The organism is Candidatus Colwellia aromaticivorans (genome assembly GCF_003333305.1).
Lineage (GTDB): Bacteria > Pseudomonadota > Gammaproteobacteria > Enterobacterales > Alteromonadaceae > Colwellia > Colwellia aromaticivorans.
The window spans coordinates 1-19,721 of sequence record NZ_QOLD01000089.1; the positions used below are offsets into that span (position 1 = coordinate 1).

Here is a 19,721-nt window from a genome sequence, read left to right on the forward strand (position 1 = left end):
ACTTAGTTTATTTAATATTGCTTCTTTAAATTGGCTTGAATGCCTTTGATAGTACACTGTTGTTAACTTACCGCTCCCTGTTTATTTACTAAATTAATTGAGGCGACAACAATCCTGACACAGGGGGTTTAAAGGCTATTAAAAATGAATCCAATTCTAAAATATCGGTAATAGAAGTTTTGGATAAAGATAATTTAGGGCCTTTAGCTTCGTTAGAAAAAATTAGCAAAGTTTGGAAAAAGTTATCGTTGCAAAATTGCATATCGCTTGCATTTGTTCATACAACCTCAATTCAACACTCACTTGCAATGAGATGTATTCCTAGCTTTGGGGCTACTTTCAACACATTAACTAATGCAGAAGAGTGGACTAAACAAAAAATTGAAGAGCACATAGCTTTAGAGAAGCAAAGAGAGTTTATAGAAAAAATATGAATTCAGTTCAGCTAGTTAAACAAAAATATATAGATAAACAAAGGATAAGAATATGAAAACACCGGAATTCAAAGTCTTACCATGCGTCATTTGCACTATAGGGTTCAACAGTTATGTTGCTGGCCACAAATTATTTTTTAGTAGCCGCCGTAAAATTGCAAACCTAGCGAATGATAAAAAACAACCAACACAGATAAACAAGATTCAAATAAAGAATTAAACAACTCATTAAAAATTATTAGGAACAATATATGAAAATACTTAAAAGCATCAAAAAACGTTTTTTTAACAAAGAGTTTAAAATACGAAAAGCTAGCTCAACAAAGCAATCGATAATTATTAAAAATGATAAGTCCTTATCAACTAATGATGAAAAAAGTAGCTTTACTTCTCTTCAGCAAGAAAAAGGCTTAGCTCATGAATTAGTGCTAGCAATGAATGAAAAGCTTTCTGTTTATGGTATCGGAGAGGTATCTAGCTATGACTATAACAAACAAGGAGAGCTAGTTATGGACTTATCAATATATAAAACAGCAAGTTAACTATTTTAAGACACTCGATAGATTTAATAAAATGTCAACTCATTCTGCTCTTAAAGGAGGTAGGCTCAAATTCGTTTCACGAAGAGAGGCATCTTATGGCGCTAGGTTCAAAAGACTTTACGCCGAAAGCGGCGGGGAATTAAACCCGCCCAGATTAAAAAATTTAAGAACTTTATTCAAAAAAGGCGTACTAAAAATATAAACGTAATACAGTTTCAGCCACACAAGCTAAACGCTTACTGTTTTCAACTTCAATACTTACTTCATTAACAACTTCAATACTTCGCTTCATAGGTACTAAGTTGACTAATTTAATACTGGCTCTCACACGAGTACCCGCTTTTACCGGATAAGGGAACCGTACTTGATTTAGACCAAAATTAATTACCATCTTAGCTGCCGGATAAGGGTTGTTATCTAGATCAACTGAATTAGTTAATTTGGGGATTAATGATAGGGTTAGAAAACCATGAGCAATTGTTGCTTTAAAGGGCGACTCTTTCGCTGCACGTATAGGGTCTGTGTGTATCCACTGATTATCACCTGTAACCTCTGCAAATTGATCAATACACTCTTGCTCTACCGAGTGCCATTCGCCTACAAAAGTGACTGTATCTAATTTTTCAAGAAGGCTTTTATACGTTTTATCAGCCTCAGGTACTTGTATCAGTACCTGTTCAGTCTTGCTTTCCTCTGTATCTACCGGACTAAATTGAGAGAACCATGGGTTATTTAGCGTATTCCTAAAAGGCATTGTGATTTTGTTATTGAATAAATCTGATAAGTTCTTAAATTTAGGCTCTATCTTGGCAATAAACTGATCATTTTGGTGTTGAAAATCTTTTCTTTTCTCTCTAATGAACTCTATAACTTTCATATAGCTGCCTTAGCTTATTTCAACCAGTACAAGTGGGCAATAATAGTTAGGCTTAAACTGAATAGTTAAGCCTAACTTAAACCTATTAATCTTCGACACGAACGCCCCAAACATCATGTTCATCGGCATGAATAATTTGTACCCACATCAAGTCGCCTGGCTCAGCATCAAAATCATCAGACAAATAAACTTTGCCATCCACTTCTGGTGCGTCCATATAAGAGCGGCCTACAATACCAAGACCATTAACTTCATCAACAAGAATGAGATATTCTTGGCCAATGCGTGCTTGTAATTTATCAGCGCTTATTTTTGCTTGTACTGCCATAAAACGTTGTAACCTGTCTTCCATAACTTCATCTGAAACATGATCAGGTAAAGCATTTGCAGTAGCACCTTCAACGGGCGAGTATTTAAAGCAGCCAACGCGATCTAATTGTGCTTCTTCTAAAAAATCTAATAACTCTTCAAATTCTGCTTCTGTTTCGCCAGGGAAACCAACAATAAACGTTGAACGAATTACTAATTCAGGACAAATTTCTCGCCATTGAGCAATACGCTCTAATACTCGGTCTGAGCTACCAGGGCGTTTCATTAATTTTAAAATGCGCTTGTTTGCGTGCTGAAAAGGAATGTCTAAATACGGCAGTATTTTACCTTCCGCCATTAACGGAATGATTTTATCAACATGTGGATAAGGATAAACATAATGTAAACGAATCCAAACGCCCTGCTTTGCTAATTCTTCACATAACTGCTGCATGTGAGTTTTAACTGGCATACCATCCCAAAAATCTGTTTTATGCTTAACATCAACGCCATAAGCCGAGGTATCTTGCGAGATAACCAATAACTCTTTAACGCCAGCATCCACTAAGCGTTTTGCTTCGCCTAATACATCACCCACAGGACGTGAGTCTAAATCACCACGCATTGACGGAATAATGCAAAAAGTACAACGATGATTACAACCCTCTGATATTTTTAAGTAAGCATAATGCTTAGGGGTAAGTTTAACCCCTTGTGGCGGCACTAAATCGATAAATGGATTATGCACAGGCTTAGCAACATGCTGATGTACTTGTGTTAATACTTCATCATAAGCATGCGGACCAGTAACGCCTAGAACATTAGGGTGAAGTTCGATAATTTCGTCTTTCTTAACACCTAAACAACCCGTAACCAACACCTTACCATTTGCGGCTAATGCTTCGCCAATGGTGTCTAAAGATTCTTGTACTGCACTATCGATAAAACCACAGGTATTTACAATCACGAGTTCCGCGTCATCATAGCTATTCGTTACGTCATAACCTTCAGTACGAAGTTGCGTAAGAATACGTTCTGAATCAACAAGGTTTTTTGGGCAGCCTAGTGAAACAAAACCAACTTTAGCGCCTTTTGCTGCACCTGAATCAACAACGTTTTGATGCTGCTCTTCAATCATTTTAGATGGAATGTCTAACGTGGTTGTTTGGCTTTTGGCTGAATTACTGGTGCTTGGGTCGAATTGTTCTACGGTCATAGTGCTCTCTACTTTACTCTATATTTCGTAACTGGTGCTTTTTCTAGTATCTAATTAAGAGAAGAGCAGCGTCATAAGTGGTGATTTAACTGCCTTTATTACAAACTCAGGGTGGTTGCTAAGGCAATTGTTTAATGCGCGGGATTATACAGGAATGTTTTGTTTAATTCAGTATGAGATATTCCTCTAATAATTTATTGTTATGTTACTATCAAATAAAAATTAAGAATTAGTCAAGTAACACTAACTAAAATAAAGGTAATACAATTACTTGATGACAAAACATCCTGATTAGGTGTGGCTGACTTTTATTGTTTTTCGTAATATTCTAAATGGCTGATTAGTTCATCATACAACATCACCTGATAGTCATTTGCTTTATGATTTAGGTTATATACTATTTCGCCGATCACGGCAGTTAATTCATAAGCATCAAATCGAATCCATTTTTTTCTGCTATTTTTTAAGTCTTTAATGGTTACTTCATCAGAAACAACAAACAGAGCTAAGTCAACAATGGTGCTTTTTTCTTATTTACTTAAATCTACTTGAATATATTCAGTGCTCATTACTTGCCGCGTTAGTTTATTTTGCTTGCCTTATTAACCCACTAAAAACCACATCACACAAAAATCAAAAATCAAAAATCTACCAAACTAGAAATCAGAGATTACTTCTAAATTTAGCTCTGTACATAAGCACGCACTCATTCCTTTATGGTATTATTTTTTAACAATGAAGAAAAATAAATACAATTTACTATTTTTTACACATCATTCATTCAAGCAGTGATTTCATATCATCCATCAAGATATTGATATTGATATTTAATTAGATAATGGCTATTAGTTGTGATAAAAAGTTAAAAAAGGAAGTATGATGTCAGATTTATTTAATGAAAAAGCTAAAGATTGGGATGCTAACGAGATGAAAAGGCTTATTTCATCTAAAGTAGGCTCATCTATAATAAAACATGTCCCTTTACAGCAACAAATGGATGTTATGGATTTTGGTGCAGGAACGGGGTTAATTAGCACTCAAGTAGTGCCGTTTGTGAATAAAATTATTGCTGTCGATATTTCAAAAGCAATGCTTGAAAAGCTCGTTTCAAAACCTGAATTATTGGGTAAGGTTGAAGCCGTCTGCCAAGACATAACAGATAAACCTATAGATGCCCAATTTGATGTAATTATGAGTGCAATGGCACTACATCATGTAGAAGATACAAAAAAACTCATAAACACCTTCTACGATCATTTAAAGCCAGGGGCAAAAATAGCATTGGCTGATCTTGATAAAGAAGATGGTAGCTTCCACCCAAAAGGCACTGAAGGCGTATTTCACTCTGGTTTTGAGCGCAATGAATTGCAAGCATTATTAGAAAGTAATGGTTTTAAAGATGTCCAACTTTTTACCGCTCACATAATAAATGTTAGGGAAAAACAATATCCTGTCTTTTTGGTTATTGCGACTAAATGTTAACTCTTTAGGTTTAATAAATAACACGATTGATATTATATAAATTTTAAAATCCTCAATAACAACGAACTATCATTAACGAATATAAAATGAAAATAAAACGCAAAACTCTCTTTTGGAAGTTATACCCCTCTTTTTTAATTATTTCATTTATTTCATTACTCGCTATTGTAATGATTGCTCTTTGGTCATTTAAATCATTCTATTATCAAGAACGTGCTGTCGACCTAGAAGTAAGGGCAAAAATATTAACCCCTGAATTTTCTCGGCTTATCCAATCAAAAAATTACCAAGCAGTTCAAAAGGAATCTCAAAAGCTCGGTGACGAATCATCAACACGAATTACTATTATTTTACCTTCGGGAGATATTATAGGGGATAATAAAAAAGATCCCGCAACAATGGACAATCATAAAAATCGTCCAGAAATTCAACAAGCAATACAGAACGGGAAAGGTTTATCTACAAGGTATGGTCATACACTCGCGATAGACTCAATGTATTTTGCTATGCCTATAATCGAACAAGAAAAAATGATTGGCCTATTGAGAACATCAACCCCTCTATACACCTTGCAAAATGCCTTGTGGAGTATTTATTACAAGGTATCTTTGGGCTTTTTTATACTTATAATAATTACGGCATTTGCTAGCTGGTGGATGTCAAAAGCATTAGTTAGACCGTTAGAAATAATAAAAATGCAAGCGCAACAATTAGCCAAAGGTGATTTTTCTAGCCGAGTTCAATTAAGCTCAAACGACTCGCTTGAGTCTGAACAATTAGGGCAGGCATTTAACGAAATCGCCATTCAATTAAATCAACGAATTGAAACCATTCTTAATCAAAGAAATGAGCAAGAAGCTGTTTTTTCTAGCATGGTTGAAGGGGTTATTGCCGTTGACAGTAGCAAAAATATTCTTCGTATTAATCAAGCTGCTTATAATATTTTAAAAATTTCTGAAAAAAATATTGAAGGTGTGCAATTAAAAAATGTTATAGAAAACACTGAATTGCACAATCTCATTTTATTTGCTCTACAACAAAATATGCCTGTAGGACAGGAGATTATTATTCATAATGATGCTGAACATGAACAAGTGTTACTTGCTCAATCAGCGCCCTTACTTGATATACATAAAAATAAATGTGGCACCCTAGTCGTGTTTAATGACATCACTAAACTAAAAGAGTTTGAATTACAAAGAAAAGAGTTTGTTGCCAATGTATCGCACGAGCTTAGAACACCTCTTACGGCCATTCAAGGCTTGTCTGAAACCTTAATAGAGTTTCCTGACCTAGTCCAAGATAAAAGAGCTTATTTTATTGACGTGATACACACACATTCTATTCGGTTAGAAAGTATTATTGAAGACTTATTAACCTTATCTAAAATAGAAAAAGAAACAGAAATTGATGAAATTGACCTTGTAAATGAGTCTATAACTTTAGCGTTAAGTAATGCTATTTTTCTTTGTAAAGACAAGGCATTAAAAAGAAATATAGATATTATTTTAAATAACGCCGAAGACGTAACATTTAAGCATAGCTCCTCATTAATTGAACAAGCAATAATTAATCTTCTAAACAACGCGATTAAATACAGCGATGGGAACAGTGTAATAAAAATTACTGTTATTAAAAAAAATAATGAGATTATAATAAGCGTTGCAGACCAAGGTAGTGGTATCCCAGAAGAATATTTATCACGCTTATTTGAACGCTTTTATCGTGTAGATAAAGCACGCAGCAGACAATTAGGTGGTACCGGATTAGGCTTATCTATTGTCAAACATATTGCATTAGCTCATAAAGGTACGGTTACTGTAACCAGTGAAATAAATAAAGGCAGTATTTTTTCGTTGATCTTGCCGTTAGAAAGTTAAAATAAATCACATAAATTCAACTTAAGTTAAGTGAAAATTCAGTGAGTTAACTCAATTTAAGCCATAAATATTAAGGTGTAAACATATGCTCTATCAGTTAGGTAAATTTTCTCCAAGTATTTCTAAAAGCAGTTTTATAGCACCAAACGCTAGTGTCATTGGAAATGTAGAGTTAGCTGAAAATGCCAGTATTTGGTTTAATGTGGTGATCAGAGCCGATTTAGCACAAGTTAAGATAGGGAAAAACTCAAATATTCAAGACGGGTGTATTTTACATGTTGATGAAGGTTTTCCCATTACCATTGCTCAAAATGTCACTATTGGTCATAAAGCAATGTTGCACGGATGCTCTATAGATGAAGGCAGTTTAATTGGCATAAGTGCAGTGGTGTTAAATGGTGCCAAAATTGGTAAAAATTGTTTAATTGGCGCCAATGCTTTGGTAACAGAAAACATGGTAATTCCAGACGGTAGTTTAGTATTAGGCTCACCTGCAAAAGTGATTAAAAAACTCGATGACAAAACCAAAGCAATTATCGCAGAAGGTACTGCTCATTATGTTCATAGCAATCATCAATATAAGACTGAACTAAAACAAATAGATTAGGGTCTGTTGATCTTTCGCGGTTAAATTTTGTTCGCCTTTTTTAAAGAGAGTAAAGCGTTTTAATCGCGGCGAGTAGTATCTAGCCTAATCATTCGAAGCAAATACTACTCAACAATGAGTAAACGGCTTTTAGCCGAATCCTTCGGACAGCATTTTTGGTCATTTTTACGACGTTATCTCCTTTTTATGTGACGCTACATGGATGGTGTTATAAAACAATGCAGGAGATATTGTCCTTAACAACCACATGACAAAGGCTCTACCTTGTATAAATACCCAACAAATCGCTGCAAAAACAATCTCGAAAGATCAACAGCCTCTAATTAATCTAGATAATTTTTTTTGCTAATTATTGTCTGATGCATAGAGGCTGATTCATTGAGACCATTTCAATTTGGCAGCCTCTAAATTACGTTTATAGCTTACTAGTTTAACTCGCTCACTATGAAGAGCATAAAAGATTTGCTTTTACAAAAAGGTTATTCACTGGGATAAAACAATTTTTTTTATGGCGCAAACCTTTTGAAAAAAATAAAACTCAACAGCTAATATCTGAGTTTAACTGAGTAGCAATGATATTGGTTTTTCGGCAGATTTGATGTGCTAGATCATGTTCCATATATTTAAATATTAAGCATTTATGTTTTATACTGGGGTATATAATATTCTCGTACGAAGAGAGATAAATTGTTTACACCTAGCATATTAGATATTGCAACAAAACATGTGTGTTAATTAAACCATTGATGAAACTAACAATAATACAATAACTACGATATATTGGCTTTAATGCATTTATTATATTTTACCAATAGGCTGTATAAATTAGCGCAATGAAATCTGAATTTGTTAACTCTATCGATAAAATTAATGAAGTAACTTGGCAATCACTGGCCAACTCTAGCTCGCCATTTATAAACTATCAATTTTTTAAATCATTAGAAAACAGCCAATCCGTTTCCAGCAAAACAGGTTGGCAACCACACCATTTGTTATGGTCAAAGTCTAACAATGTAGATGCAATACTACCCATGTATATCAAACAGCACTCGTGGGGAGAATATGTATTTGACTGGGCATGGGCTGATGCTTACCAAGAACATAATGAACCGTATTATCCAAAATTAGTGGCAACAATTCCTTTTACGCCTATATCTACACCTAAGCTAATGGGAACTTACATAGAGCTATCTCAGGTATTTTCTGTTTTAACTGAGCATTGCCTAGCGCAAAATATTAACAGTTGGCATATTTTATATACGCAAAAGATCCAAAAGCAATCACTGAGATTAAACAATGTATTTCATCGTAATACCGTACAATTTCATTGGTTTAATCATCAATATCACGATTTCAGTGAATTTTTATCTACATTTACCGCACGAAAAAGAAAGAACGTAAAAAAAGAGCGCTTGTCTATTTCTCAACAAAATATAAAAGTACGACGAATTTTGGGGAAAGATATAACAACAGAAGAGATTTCTTTTTTTTACTTAACTTACCAACTAACCTATTTAAAGCGCGGTCACTCACCCCACTTAACATCTGACTTTTTTTCCAATGCTTTAAAGTCGCTTCCTAATAATATTTTATTAGTGATTGCGAGCGTTGACGGCTGTGACGTAGCCTGTGCTTGGTTTTTCTTTGATGAGCACCAACTGTACGGCCGCTACTGGGGATGCACACAAGCATACAATAACCTTCATTTTGAACTTTGTTATTATCAAGGTATTGATTTTTGTATTGAACATAAGCTACAAGTTTTTAACCCTGGAGCCCAAGGCGAACATAAAATTCAACGCGGTTTTGAGCCTGTATTAACTCACTCCTACCATTGGATAAAACATCTAGGTTTTAGACCCGCTATTCAGCAATTTTGTCTCCAAGAACAACAACAAATGCAGCTATACCTAAAACATTGCCAGCAGTTTTTGCCGTTTAAAGCCGAAACAAGTTAAGCTACAGTAATTATACAAAGGTTTGTAAAATAATGACAAAGCCATTCTCACAAGCGTGTGAAAACAATAAACAACCAATACTCACAATATTACATCGCATATTTGCAAAACAAAAACATGTCTTAGAAATAGGCTCAGGCACAGGGCAACATGCAGTTTATTTTGCTAAGAACTTGCCTTTTCTTACTTGGCAAACTAGTGATTTATCTATTAATCATGAAGGTATTAACCAGTGGATAGCTGACCTGCCCTCACCCAATATTAGACGGCCATTAACGATAGATTTAGCAGATGTTCAACCATTAGCTGAAAACATAGATGCCATGTACTCGGCCAATACCTTACATATTATCAGTTGGACGCTAGTACAAAAATTTTTCGAATTGGTAGAAACACAGTTAGCCAAAAATGGAACACTATGTATTTATGGGCCTTTTAATTACCAAGGTAAATATACTTGCGAAAGCAATGCTAATTTTGACCTTTGGCTAAAAGCGCGAGATGAACATAGTGGTATTCGTGATTTTGAAGCGATTTGTCAATTAGCTACAAAAGCAAAGTTTTCTTTAATAGAAGATATTGAAATGCCTGCAAACAACAGGATTTTATTATTCAAAAAAACAGACTAAAAAATATGACTTACCTTAAAGCATCTGTCATTTATTGTTTTGTAGTTTATTACAGCCTATCGGCGTTTTTCAAGGCAATTGTCGCCTAAATTGTTAAGCAATTAAAAAATGAACTTTACCTTTTTGAAGATAAAAGTGGTGAAGTAGAAATCGAAATTGATGATAAAGATTTTAGAAATATCAAATTAACCGCTGATGATAAAGTTCGGATTAAAGCTGAAGTCGACAGTGATTTGACAAATGTAAGCCTAGAGGCTGAGTATTTAGAATTAGTTAAATAAAATCAAATAACATAAAGCATCATTTGATGGTGCTTTTTATTACTTTAACAATTATATTACGCCATAGTACAGCACATTTACTGGCTTACTGATTTGCTTACGCCACCAAATAAAACGACTTCATGGTTATCTAACCATAAAGGATATTTTGCCATCACTTTGGTGAACATTGGGCTTTGTAAATAATTATTGAGCCATTGCCTGACTTTTGGGTATGGCGATTGTAAATACCACTGCCGCTCTACACGTGCAAACTGGCGAATAAACGGAACCAAAGCAATATCGAATAGGCTTTCAGTATTCGACATTAAAAATAGCTGACTGTTTAAACGACGTTCTAATATTTTAAGGTACTGTTCACAAGCTTCTCTGCATTCAACAATATTACTTTCTCGGTAACGCTTGGCGCACTTATATTGTTCTAAACACGCTTTAAAATCATGATCAAAGGTATTAATTAACTGTAGCATCTCTGATAGGTCACGTGCATTTTGTTTTTGCAGTAAATCATCTGGGTCTGTCTCATTCAGCGCCCACAACATAACATCTATACTTTCCTCTAAAACGGTGCCGTTAGTTAATACTAAAACAGGTACGGTCGCTTTAGGTGATGCTGTTATCATTTCTTTGGGTTTATTACTTAACACGATATCCCGAAGCATTACGGTTTGTTTCGCTTTAAAAATGGCAATTCGAGCGCGCATGGCATAAGGACAATTTCTTAGCGAATAAAGAATAGGTAAAGGCTTAGTTTTAAATGTCATTAGTTTTATTTATCATTAGGCTTACTGTTAACTGGGTTCATAATACGTAACTACTCACCTATCGTCACTCCCGAGATGTTTTAATCGGGAGTCTAACGTTTAAAACAGGCAGATTCCGGCTTAAGATACAACCGGAATGACGTGCACGCTGGGTATGGTGAACAATTACCATAATACTAGCTTTTTTATTATTCATGTAGAGTATTAAAATAGAGAGTTTATTGCTTTCATCTTGCTTAAATTGGAATGATTTGCGTTTAGAATACTTTAACTGTATTCATCCGCTAAATATATGCGTAAAATCCCCCCTTTGAAATTTAACTGCCTTAATCATTGGCTAAAGTTGTATACATGAGTCCTAAAATTGAATTGTTAGCCCCAGGTGGCGATATAGACGCAATAAAAGCAGCAATAATTGCAGGTGCCGATGCAGTTTATTGTGGTTTAGACACCTTTAATGCGCGAAACCGCGCAGCTAACATTTCATTTGACGAGCTGGTAGGTATTATTCGCCTTGCGCACCAGTATGACTGCCAAATATTTTTAACGTTAAACATTATTATATTAGAGCGTGAATTTAAATCACTGGCTAAATTATTAAGCAAGCTGGTCAATACAACACTCGACGGGGTTATCGTTCAAGATATAGGGCTACTCTATATTTTAAATAAGCACTTTCCTACGCTAGATATTCATGCTTCTACCCAATTAACAACACATAACATTGGACAAATACCCTTCCTTAAAAAGTTAGGTGCTTCTCGTGTTAATTTATCAAGAGAAATGAATTTAAGAGAAATTACCGCCGTTACCAACGTTGCTCACAAGCACGATGTACTGACCGAAGTATTTGTACACGGCTCATTATGTGTCGCTTTTTCAGGGTTATGTTATTCAACCTCAGCAAGCGTAGGTAATTCAGGAAACCGTGGTCGATGCAGTCAAGCTTGTCGTGAAGAATACGAAACAACTCCATCAGGTAATAATTTCCCATTAAACATCAAAGACAACTCAGCATTTTTCGATTTACCCGAATTAATTGATGCAGGTGTTCACTCATTTAAAGTGGAAGGCCGTATTAAAGGCGCTAGTTATGTTCATACGGTAATTGATAGTTTCCGTAAGCAAATTGATGGTTATCTTGAAACTGGTAAATTATTAGAAGATGGTGAGCGACTTTATAAAGTCTTTAATCGTGATCTAACAAATGCTTTTTTGCGTGGCGATTTAAACCAGTCCATGTTTATTGAAAATCCACGCGATAATTCAAAATACCACGCTATTGATCAAAGTGATGCAATTTCTGTTGTGCAAATTCATGAAGTAGAGCAAAACCTTAGTAATGAAAAAACACAAATCAATGTTGCCGTGAATGACAAAATAAAACACCTAAGTATAGAGAAGCGTCCTTTAATACTAACATTTACTGGTGAGGTTGGCCTTCCATTAACGCTGACAGCAATAACCCAAGACTACACTGCAGGTAAAACTACCACAGAACAGAAAGAAATAGTTATACAGTCGCATAACGTATTAGTAGCGAGTGATAAAAACTGTATTGATAAAGAGGCTATTAAAAAACGTTTTAAGGGCTTTAATAATTCACAATTCAATTTAGCTAAATTAAACCTTGATGGCATACCAGAAGGTGTGAATATTCCATTTAAGAACCTTACTGCCCTCAAAAATGAATTATCTTCACTATTAAATAACAATGCTCCTATTTACCCTGAAGTTATATTACCTAAATTGGCTCGTCATCCTAAAAAGTCGAGTAGTGAAGAAGTTAACAATAAAGCAGAAGCTAAGGCAAAGCTATCAATCTTAATTTGTGATGAGTCCGACTTAGATCTTACCCATGTTACAGATGCTGATATTTACTTTAAATTGCCTGATGCCTATAAACGTAACTGTACTAAATATGTTGACTTTTTTAATGAGAACCCTCGACTTATTCCGTGGTTTCCTTCGGTATTAATTGGCAAAGATTTTGATGCAGCGTTGAATATTTTAGAACAGGTTAAACCTGAATTGATTGTGACGAATAATACAGGTATCGCGAATCGTGCTTTTGAACTGGGTATTAAATGGATAGCGGGCCCTTTCTTAAATACCACCAATTCCTATGCGCTACTAGCAATGAAAGAAGCGTTTGATTGTGAAGGTGCATTTATTTCAAATGAAATAAATCATCAGCAGATGAAAACTATTGCTCGTCCTGAAAACTTTAAATTGTTCTACAGCATTTATCACCCTATTTTATTAATGACAAGTAGACAGTGTTTCTTCCAGCAAAGCGTTGGTTGTGAGAAACCCCGTATCGATAATGGCTGTATGCTTTCTTGTGATAAATCTACCAGTATCACAAACCTTAAAGGTATTTCATTTGCGATTGATAAACAAAAAGCGGGTTACCCAAGCATTTATAATAATGACCAGTTTTTAAATATGGAAATCATCAACGATTTAGCCCAGTTATTTGACGGCTTTATGATCGACTTAACCAATATAGGCTCTGGTGATAAAGCATCACCTGATAAAGCCGTACTCATTGAACAATTTGAACAATTGCTTAAGGTAGACGAAAATACTAATGACTGTTCAGATAAGCAACTAGGTATTCAAACGACACTAAAAGAATTAGTGCCAGAATCCACCAATGTGCAATATCATAATGGACTGTAATCTATAGTTTTAACTATAATTGATTATGTTCGAGATGAACAAAAGTAAATAAAAAAGTATTTATTTAAAAGTTTTTGTTTTTATTGCTATATTGTAATTATAAAGTTACTACTTTCATTATTTTAAAAGAAAACACAACATAAACCGTAACTATTCAGGTGGCTTGTTAGTTTTGCTTGTAAATCAAACAATACCAGTTTGAATTTCATTCAAGTCGACAGGGTAGTTTAATAAATAGACCGACATTGAATGATTAATCGGTCAAAACTGTTTGTTTTCTGCCTAGCTGAATAGTTACCATAAACCTTCTTATTTTTTGTAAAACAAGGTGCTATCAGGTTAAATTATGAATAAAACTATCAAGTTTATTCTCACTTCTTTACGTAACAGGCAGTAATACTCGTCGCGTTGATTTAATTTTTGGCATAGGTTATAGCGATGATATGGCGAAAGCTGAAAAGATTATGCATGAAGTACTAAACCAGCATAAATTAGTATTAAAATCGCCAAAACCAATTATTAAAGTTAATGAATTAGCCGATTCATCAGTAAATGTCGTCTGTCGTCCTTGGGTTAAAACACCAGATTACCTTGATGTCTATTGGGATATAACGCGCCAAGTAAAAGAAGAATTTGACAAGCAAGGCGTATCTATTCCCTTCCCTCAACGCGACATACATATTCATCAAAACCCAAAAGAGTTAGTATAATAAACGCTTAAACAACCACGATTTAAAGATTGTGGTTGTTTTACTAATCAATTGGTATTGTTTAGTAAAACGTATTTAGTAAAATTTATTAATAAAACCCATACTAAGTACTATATACACTATGTACAAATCAATTAGAGTTATCTAACACAATTGCTAAAAGGTGGTTTAAATGTATAAACACATAATAATTTTACTGGCATTGATAAATGTTTCTTGTGTTGAGCAGAGTACTCTCGTTCATGCTGACACATTTTATCAAGGTACAAAACAAATAAATTTACTTGATAATAAAGGTAAAAGGCTGTTTGTTGGTTCTATTAACTTTTCAACTCAAGAAGAAACTATTCATTACCAAATTAATTTAGAACACAAATTATTTAAAGATTATTTTTTATCGATGAAAGAGATGAAGTGTTTAGAAGGACCTGAATTATGGTGCCACCTAGCTTACCCATATAACAACCCACGAAATATAACGAAAACAGACTTTAGTTGGTTATCTCATGATTTATTGTTCATGTATAAAAAGAGTTCAGAATTTGGTGCTAACTTTAATAACGGTATCTATTATGATTTTAAACTTGAATCAGGAAAGTTAATAGGTACCGCAATGGCAATAGATCTTAATGTATTGGCAGCTCCACCAGAAGATGAAACACATCCACCGATAACCGTTCATGACATTGACGAGATAGAGCTAACCAATCGTTGGTTACCTACAATCGAAATTAAGTAACCACCCCTTTCATTATCATGGCTAACTATTCAATTGGCCATGTCAATGTGAATGCTGCTCCTCCCATATCACTATCAGCAATACTCGCTTCACCCTGATGCCATTCCATAATACGTGCCACTATCGCTAACCCTAAACCAAAACCACCCGTTTCACGATTTCGAGATTGATCTCCACGTGAAAAAGCGTCAAATATTACCGCTTTAAACTCGTCAGAAACGCCATCACCATTATCTTCTACACAAATACTACACATCCGTGTCTTTTTATCATTGTCAGAATCAAATTCAGAAACAGTTACTCTAACCTTACCTGCGCCATACTTTATTGCATTGCTAATAAAATTATTCAGTGCTCTGTTAATAAAGTGATTATCACAAATAGCCAGTAAATCAGGTGCGTTATCAAGAAACTCTATTTTAGTTTCAAGCTGTTCATGATTAGTAATTTGTTTTCCAACTAACTCATAAATATTTTCATTAGTAAAACAGAGCTCTGGTTTATCACTATCAAAAGAAGCATAAATGAGCATCTCATTAATTAACTCTTCTAGCTCCCTGATGTCATTGTTTATTTGTTGTTGATACTTTTGTCTTTTATCTTCATCTTTAACTGTTGATAACATTTGTAAAGCAAATTTACTTCGAGCGAGCGGCGTTCTTAACTCATGAGAAACAGCGCTAGTTAGCTCTTTATGTGCATCAATAAGTCGCTTAATACGCTCAGCCATCATATTAAATGATTGCATCATAGGTGCTATCATTGTTGACTTAGCGGTTGGTGCGCTCGCCTTAAAGTTACCTTGACCAAATTCACTTGTTGCTTTTTTAAGCTGTTCCAAATCACGAGACATAGGCCACAACCAAATAAAAATTATCACGCCAAAAAAGGCTAAAATACATACTCGATAAATTGCTTTAATACGAGGTCTAGTCGGCATTTTAGCGGGACCTAACGTAATAACCGACTCAGTATTAGGAATTAAATAATGCAAAGTCACCATATCATCATAATAATAAACATGGGTCGCTTCTTCTTTTAAAGCATGATGATCTTTATGTTCCATGGCATCAAATGTTGATAAGCTGATTAACTTTAGTGGTAGTTGATAGCGTATTCCCGTTTGTTCAACAAGACTTTCCCACTCTGATTTAGGATGTTTTTGAACATAGTCACCCACCGCAAGTAACATAGTTTTATAGCCAGTATAAGACTCAACATCTTGTTCAATATATGAATTCCAAACGTTATCAAGTAACCAAGAAAAAATAATAAAGGTAGAGATAATTAAAAAATAAAGGCTAAAAAAAGATCGACCAGCACTTTTAAAACGAAAATTCATTATTGACCTATGGTATCAAGAAATAGAAACTAAAAAGCGAAACTCTATATCAAGTTTCGCTTATTAAAAAGAGTCGTTAGTTCCATGCATCAGGAACAAACAAATAGCCTTGTCCCCAAATGGTTTTGATTCTAAAAGGCGTTTCTGTGTCATCAAAAAGCTTTTTGCGTAGTCTTGAAATACGCACATCAACACTTCTATCTAAACCATCATACTCGCGACCAACAACCGCTTTATAGATATAGTCTCGATTTTGAACCTCGCCAGCTTTTATCGCTAGAAGCCACAATAAATCAAATTCTTGACTCGTTAAGTCAACATTCTCATCCTTTAATGTGACCTTACGTGATGCTCTATTGATTTGTAAATGACCATAAGATATTTCACCTATTTCTTGAGATTGATTAGGTAATTCACCACGACGTAATAACGCAGTAATTCTAGCAAGTAATACTCGTGGCTCAACAGGTTTGATAACATAATCGTCAGCACCTATTTCTAAACCTAAGACTTGATCAAAATCAGTTCCTTTTGCGGTTAGCATTAAAATTGGACCAAAAAAGGTAGGCCGTAAATCACGACAAACAGCAAAACCATCTTTACCAGGCAGCATAATATCTAGGATTATCAAGTCTGGTGAAAATAATTCAACGCGTTTAGCAACTGTATCGCCCCTAAACTCTTGTTTAACATGATAACCTTCACTAGTTAAAAAATCGGTTACTAAATCAGATAACTGACGATCATCTTCCACTAATAATATTTTCTTTACTGTATCAGCCATATTCATATCCTTCTCTTGTGCGAATATTTTTCAACTAAGATAAGCTTAAACAAGTTACAGTTCATTAACAATACGTAGTACTAGTTGTTACGCATAAATTACATTAACTTACATATTCAAACTAAAGTGCTTAAATAATAAGCATAATTATAAGATTTACTAAAAATAACTTGCGAGTAAGTAATCAAACAAGCAAGATCTCATCAGTTTTTTACTTCAGTGCTTAAATAATATGAAAATTATCAGTTTTAACATCAATGGTCTTCGTGCTCGTCTTCACCAACTACAAGCGATTATAGATAAACATCAGCCTGATATTATCGGTTTACAAGAAATTAAAGTGCATGATGAGGTGTTCCCGTTAGAAGCTGTAGAAGCTATGGGATATCACGTTTATTTTCATGGACAAAAAGCGCATTATGGCGTTGCTATGCTATGCAAAAAAGAAGCTATAAAGGTACAAAAAGGCTTTCCAACTGACGATGATGAAGCACAACGCCGTATGATCATGGTTGAAACAACCAATGATAAAGGTGAAAAAATCACCGTGCTTAATGGCTATTTTCCGCAGGGTGAAAGTATTACTCATGAAACTAAATACCCATACAAACGTAAATTTTATCAAGACTTAATGACTTATTTAAATGAAAATCATACTAACGATGAACAAATTGTTGTGATGGGCGACATTAATATTTCTCCGCTTGATTTAGACATTGGCATCGGTGAAGTTAACCGTAAACGCTGGTTAAAATCAGGTAAATGTTCATTTCAATTAGAAGAACGTGAATGGCTAAAAACACTGATGGATTGGGGCTTTATTGATACCTTCCGCCAACTTCACCCAATTCGCACCGAACGTTACTCTTGGTTTGACTATCGTTCTCGTGGTTTTGATGACAATCGTGGCTTACGTATAGATGTTGTTTTGGCAACAAAAACGTTAAGTGAACAATGTGTGGAGTCGGATATTGACTATGAGCTACGTGGTATAGAAAAACCTTCTGATCATGCGCCAATTTGGTCAACATTTGCCAACTAATTTACCGACTAAGAATAAGATAAACTCATGTCATTATTACCTGCTCATTACCTTTGTCCACTTTGTCAGCAAGCGTTAACGCTTACTGACAAAACTTATGGCTGTACAAACAATCACAGTTTTGATCAAGCTAAACAAGGTTATGTCAATTTGTTGCCCGTGCAATTTAAACATTCTAAAGCTCCTGGTGATAATAAAGACATGGTTATTGCTAGGCGCGCATTTCTTGATAAACGTTTTTATCAGCCGTTGGTTGATAAAATGCTTGTGCTTTATCAACAATATGGCCAAAGCGACGCTCCATTACTTGATGCGGGTTGCGGTGAGGGTTTTTATACTCATCAACACAAAACTATTGAGAATCAAGTTTATGGTGTTGATATAGCAAAAGAAACAATAAAAATTGCCGCCAAACGCTATCAAAATTGTCACTTTAGCGTGGGGACTTTATCCAAATTAAGTTTTAGCGATAATTATTTTGGTTGGCTGGTTTCTGTTTATGCCCCTATTTTAGAAAATGAATTTACTCGGATTTTACAACAAGATGGTTACTTATTAACGGTTACACCCGCTGAGAAGCATTTATTTGAACTGAAAGAGTTGATTTATAAACAAGCGAATGAACACGACATAACTAAAACACCCATTAATAAATTAACCCTTGTTGAAGAACAACAGTTAACTTACGCGATGAACTTTGAACACAGTGATGATGTTCTTAATTTGTTAGCAATGACACCTTTTGCCTTTAAAGCATCAAAGGAGCTAATAGAGGAAATTAAAACGATGAGTAAATTTACTTGTCAGGCTGATTTTATTTTAAGACTTTATAAAAAACAAGACAAAAAATGAGTATGAGTGTCGAGGTATAAACGCTACTAATTATTGTTAGAAGCAAAGGTTAATTGCAACAATTTTGCTAAATCAATATACCTTGGTTTAGCAATGGCTAAATCTGTTAGTTTATTTTGACTACCCTGCTCTTTAGCTTTTTCTAAACCGCTGCGATACCAAGAAGCCAATGAGGGAGGTAAAAACTTATCAGCTTTAACCCCTAAAAAAACTAAGGCTTGGACCGGTATAGATAAAAAAAACAATCCATAAACCAAAGCTTGCGGCAAGGCATTTACTACATTAGCGATACTACCTGAGCCTAGAAAAAATCCGGATGAAAAGTAAAGCTGCATAATAAAAATGAATAATGCCAAAGCAGGAAAATACCGGCAAACAAAACGAGCACTTTGCACCGCCCGATAATCAGCAAAATAACGAGATAATTCAGCCTTTTCAGGCCAAAAACCAATATATTGTTGACCTAATTTAATAATTTGTATTACAGATAAATTCATAAATAAATACCGACGCTGCCTTATAACTACTATAGCAGTTACCTGTTAATAGCAAAAGTAATAGGTAAAATTTACAAATATTAATCATGTA

19 protein-coding genes and 1 pseudogene are annotated in these 19,721 nt (G+C 34.6%); 14 read left to right on the plus strand and 6 right to left on the minus strand.

Features of this window, described 5'->3' with window-relative positions; translation table 11 throughout:
• Positions 1-179 precede the first annotated feature (179 nt).
• On the plus strand, positions 180-434 hold the full coding sequence (locus DWA31_RS14385; RefSeq protein ID WP_114327274.1) for a hypothetical protein: 255 nt from the start codon (positions 180-182) through the stop codon (positions 432-434).
• A gap of 251 nt (positions 435-685) precedes the next feature.
• On the plus strand, positions 686-976 hold the full coding sequence (locus DWA31_RS14390) for a hypothetical protein (protein ID WP_114327275.1): 291 nt from the start codon (positions 686-688) through the stop codon (positions 974-976).
• A 190-nt stretch (positions 977-1,166) separates the two neighbouring features.
• On the opposite strand, the gene DWA31_RS14395 is transcribed toward DWA31_RS14390, so the two are convergent.
• Together DWA31_RS14395 and rimO are read right to left on the minus strand one after the other, a co-directional pair.
• Complete coding sequence (locus DWA31_RS14395; RefSeq protein ID WP_114327276.1) at positions 1,167-1,853, minus strand: MaoC family dehydratase; 687 nt, start codon at positions 1,851-1,853, stop codon at positions 1,167-1,169.
• An 85-nt stretch (positions 1,854-1,938) separates the two neighbouring features.
• The gene (gene rimO / locus DWA31_RS14400; protein ID WP_114327277.1) at positions 1,939-3,378 is read right to left on the minus strand and encodes a 30S ribosomal protein S12 methylthiotransferase RimO; all 1,440 of its coding nucleotides are present in this window, start codon (positions 3,376-3,378) and stop codon (positions 1,939-1,941) included.
• An 879-nt stretch (positions 3,379-4,257) separates the two neighbouring features.
• Here rimO and DWA31_RS14405 point away from each other — a divergent pair.
• From DWA31_RS14405 to DWA31_RS17900, 7 genes and pseudogenes are all read left to right on the plus strand, one after another.
• On the plus strand, positions 4,258-4,860 hold the full coding sequence (locus tag DWA31_RS14405; RefSeq protein WP_114327278.1) for a class I SAM-dependent methyltransferase: 603 nt from the start codon (positions 4,258-4,260) through the stop codon (positions 4,858-4,860).
• An 86-nt stretch (positions 4,861-4,946) separates the two neighbouring features.
• Positions 4,947-6,740 (plus strand): ATP-binding protein, encoded by a 1,794-nt coding sequence (locus DWA31_RS14410; protein WP_114327279.1) that lies wholly within the window; start codon positions 4,947-4,949, stop codon positions 6,738-6,740.
• A gap of 85 nt (positions 6,741-6,825) precedes the next feature.
• Complete coding sequence (locus DWA31_RS14415) at positions 6,826-7,347, plus strand: gamma carbonic anhydrase family protein (RefSeq protein WP_114327280.1); 522 nt, start codon at positions 6,826-6,828, stop codon at positions 7,345-7,347.
• 114 nt (positions 7,348-7,461) lie between these two features.
• Positions 7,462-7,674: pseudogene (locus DWA31_RS17895) on the plus strand (hypothetical protein).
• 506 nt (positions 7,675-8,180) lie between these two features.
• Positions 8,181-9,305: a GNAT family N-acetyltransferase gene (locus tag DWA31_RS14425; RefSeq protein ID WP_114327281.1), complete on the plus strand. Its 1,125-nt coding sequence runs from the start codon at positions 8,181-8,183 to the stop codon at positions 9,303-9,305.
• A gap of 32 nt (positions 9,306-9,337) precedes the next feature.
• Positions 9,338-9,934, plus strand: coding sequence for a DUF938 domain-containing protein (locus DWA31_RS14430; protein WP_114327282.1), 597 nt, complete (start codon positions 9,338-9,340; stop codon positions 9,932-9,934).
• Positions 9,935-10,023: 89 nt separating this feature from the next.
• Positions 10,024-10,215 carry a NirD/YgiW/YdeI family stress tolerance protein gene (locus tag DWA31_RS17900; protein ID WP_114327298.1) on the plus strand — a complete coding sequence of 64 codons (192 nt, stop codon included), beginning with the start codon at positions 10,024-10,026 and terminating at the stop codon, positions 10,213-10,215.
• Positions 10,216-10,292: 77 nt separating this feature from the next.
• On the opposite strand, the gene DWA31_RS14440 is transcribed toward DWA31_RS17900, so the two are convergent.
• Positions 10,293-10,979, minus strand: coding sequence for a glutathione S-transferase (locus DWA31_RS14440; RefSeq protein ID WP_114327283.1), 687 nt, complete (start codon positions 10,977-10,979; stop codon positions 10,293-10,295).
• A gap of 351 nt (positions 10,980-11,330) precedes the next feature.
• On the opposite strand from DWA31_RS14440, the gene DWA31_RS14445 reads away from it, so the two are divergent.
• From DWA31_RS14445 to DWA31_RS14455, 3 genes are all read left to right on the plus strand, one after another.
• Positions 11,331-13,664: a peptidase U32 family protein gene (locus tag DWA31_RS14445; protein WP_114327284.1), complete on the plus strand. Its 2,334-nt coding sequence runs from the start codon at positions 11,331-11,333 to the stop codon at positions 13,662-13,664.
• Positions 13,665-14,080: 416 nt separating this feature from the next.
• Positions 14,081-14,374 carry a mechanosensitive ion channel family protein gene (locus DWA31_RS14450; RefSeq protein ID WP_342766959.1) on the plus strand — a complete coding sequence of 98 codons (294 nt, stop codon included), beginning with the start codon at positions 14,081-14,083 and terminating at the stop codon, positions 14,372-14,374.
• 172 nt (positions 14,375-14,546) lie between these two features.
• Positions 14,547-15,113, plus strand: coding sequence for a hypothetical protein (locus tag DWA31_RS14455; protein WP_114327286.1), 567 nt, complete (start codon positions 14,547-14,549; stop codon positions 15,111-15,113).
• A gap of 25 nt (positions 15,114-15,138) precedes the next feature.
• Here the strand turns inward: DWA31_RS14455 and DWA31_RS14460 are convergent, their stop codons facing one another.
• Complete coding sequence (locus tag DWA31_RS14460; RefSeq protein ID WP_114327287.1) at positions 15,139-16,455, minus strand: ATP-binding protein; 1,317 nt, start codon at positions 16,453-16,455, stop codon at positions 15,139-15,141.
• 76 nt (positions 16,456-16,531) lie between these two features.
• Positions 16,532-17,239: a winged helix-turn-helix domain-containing protein gene (locus tag DWA31_RS14465; RefSeq protein WP_114327299.1), complete on the minus strand. Its 708-nt coding sequence runs from the start codon at positions 17,237-17,239 to the stop codon at positions 16,532-16,534.
• A 232-nt stretch (positions 17,240-17,471) separates the two neighbouring features.
• On the opposite strand from DWA31_RS14465, the gene xthA reads away from it, so the two are divergent.
• Both xthA and rlmA read left to right on the plus strand, forming a co-directional pair.
• Positions 17,472-18,281, plus strand: coding sequence for an exodeoxyribonuclease III (xthA, locus tag DWA31_RS14470; RefSeq protein ID WP_114327288.1), 810 nt, complete (start codon positions 17,472-17,474; stop codon positions 18,279-18,281).
• 27 nt (positions 18,282-18,308) lie between these two features.
• Positions 18,309-19,133 (plus strand): 23S rRNA (guanine(745)-N(1))-methyltransferase, encoded by an 825-nt coding sequence (gene rlmA, locus DWA31_RS14475; RefSeq protein ID WP_114327289.1) that lies wholly within the window; start codon positions 18,309-18,311, stop codon positions 19,131-19,133.
• 26 nt (positions 19,134-19,159) lie between these two features.
• Here the strand turns inward: rlmA and yfbV are convergent, their stop codons facing one another.
• Positions 19,160-19,630: a terminus macrodomain insulation protein YfbV gene (yfbV, locus tag DWA31_RS14480; RefSeq protein WP_114327290.1), complete on the minus strand. Its 471-nt coding sequence runs from the start codon at positions 19,628-19,630 to the stop codon at positions 19,160-19,162.
• Between the last annotated feature and the right edge of the window lie 91 nt (positions 19,631-19,721).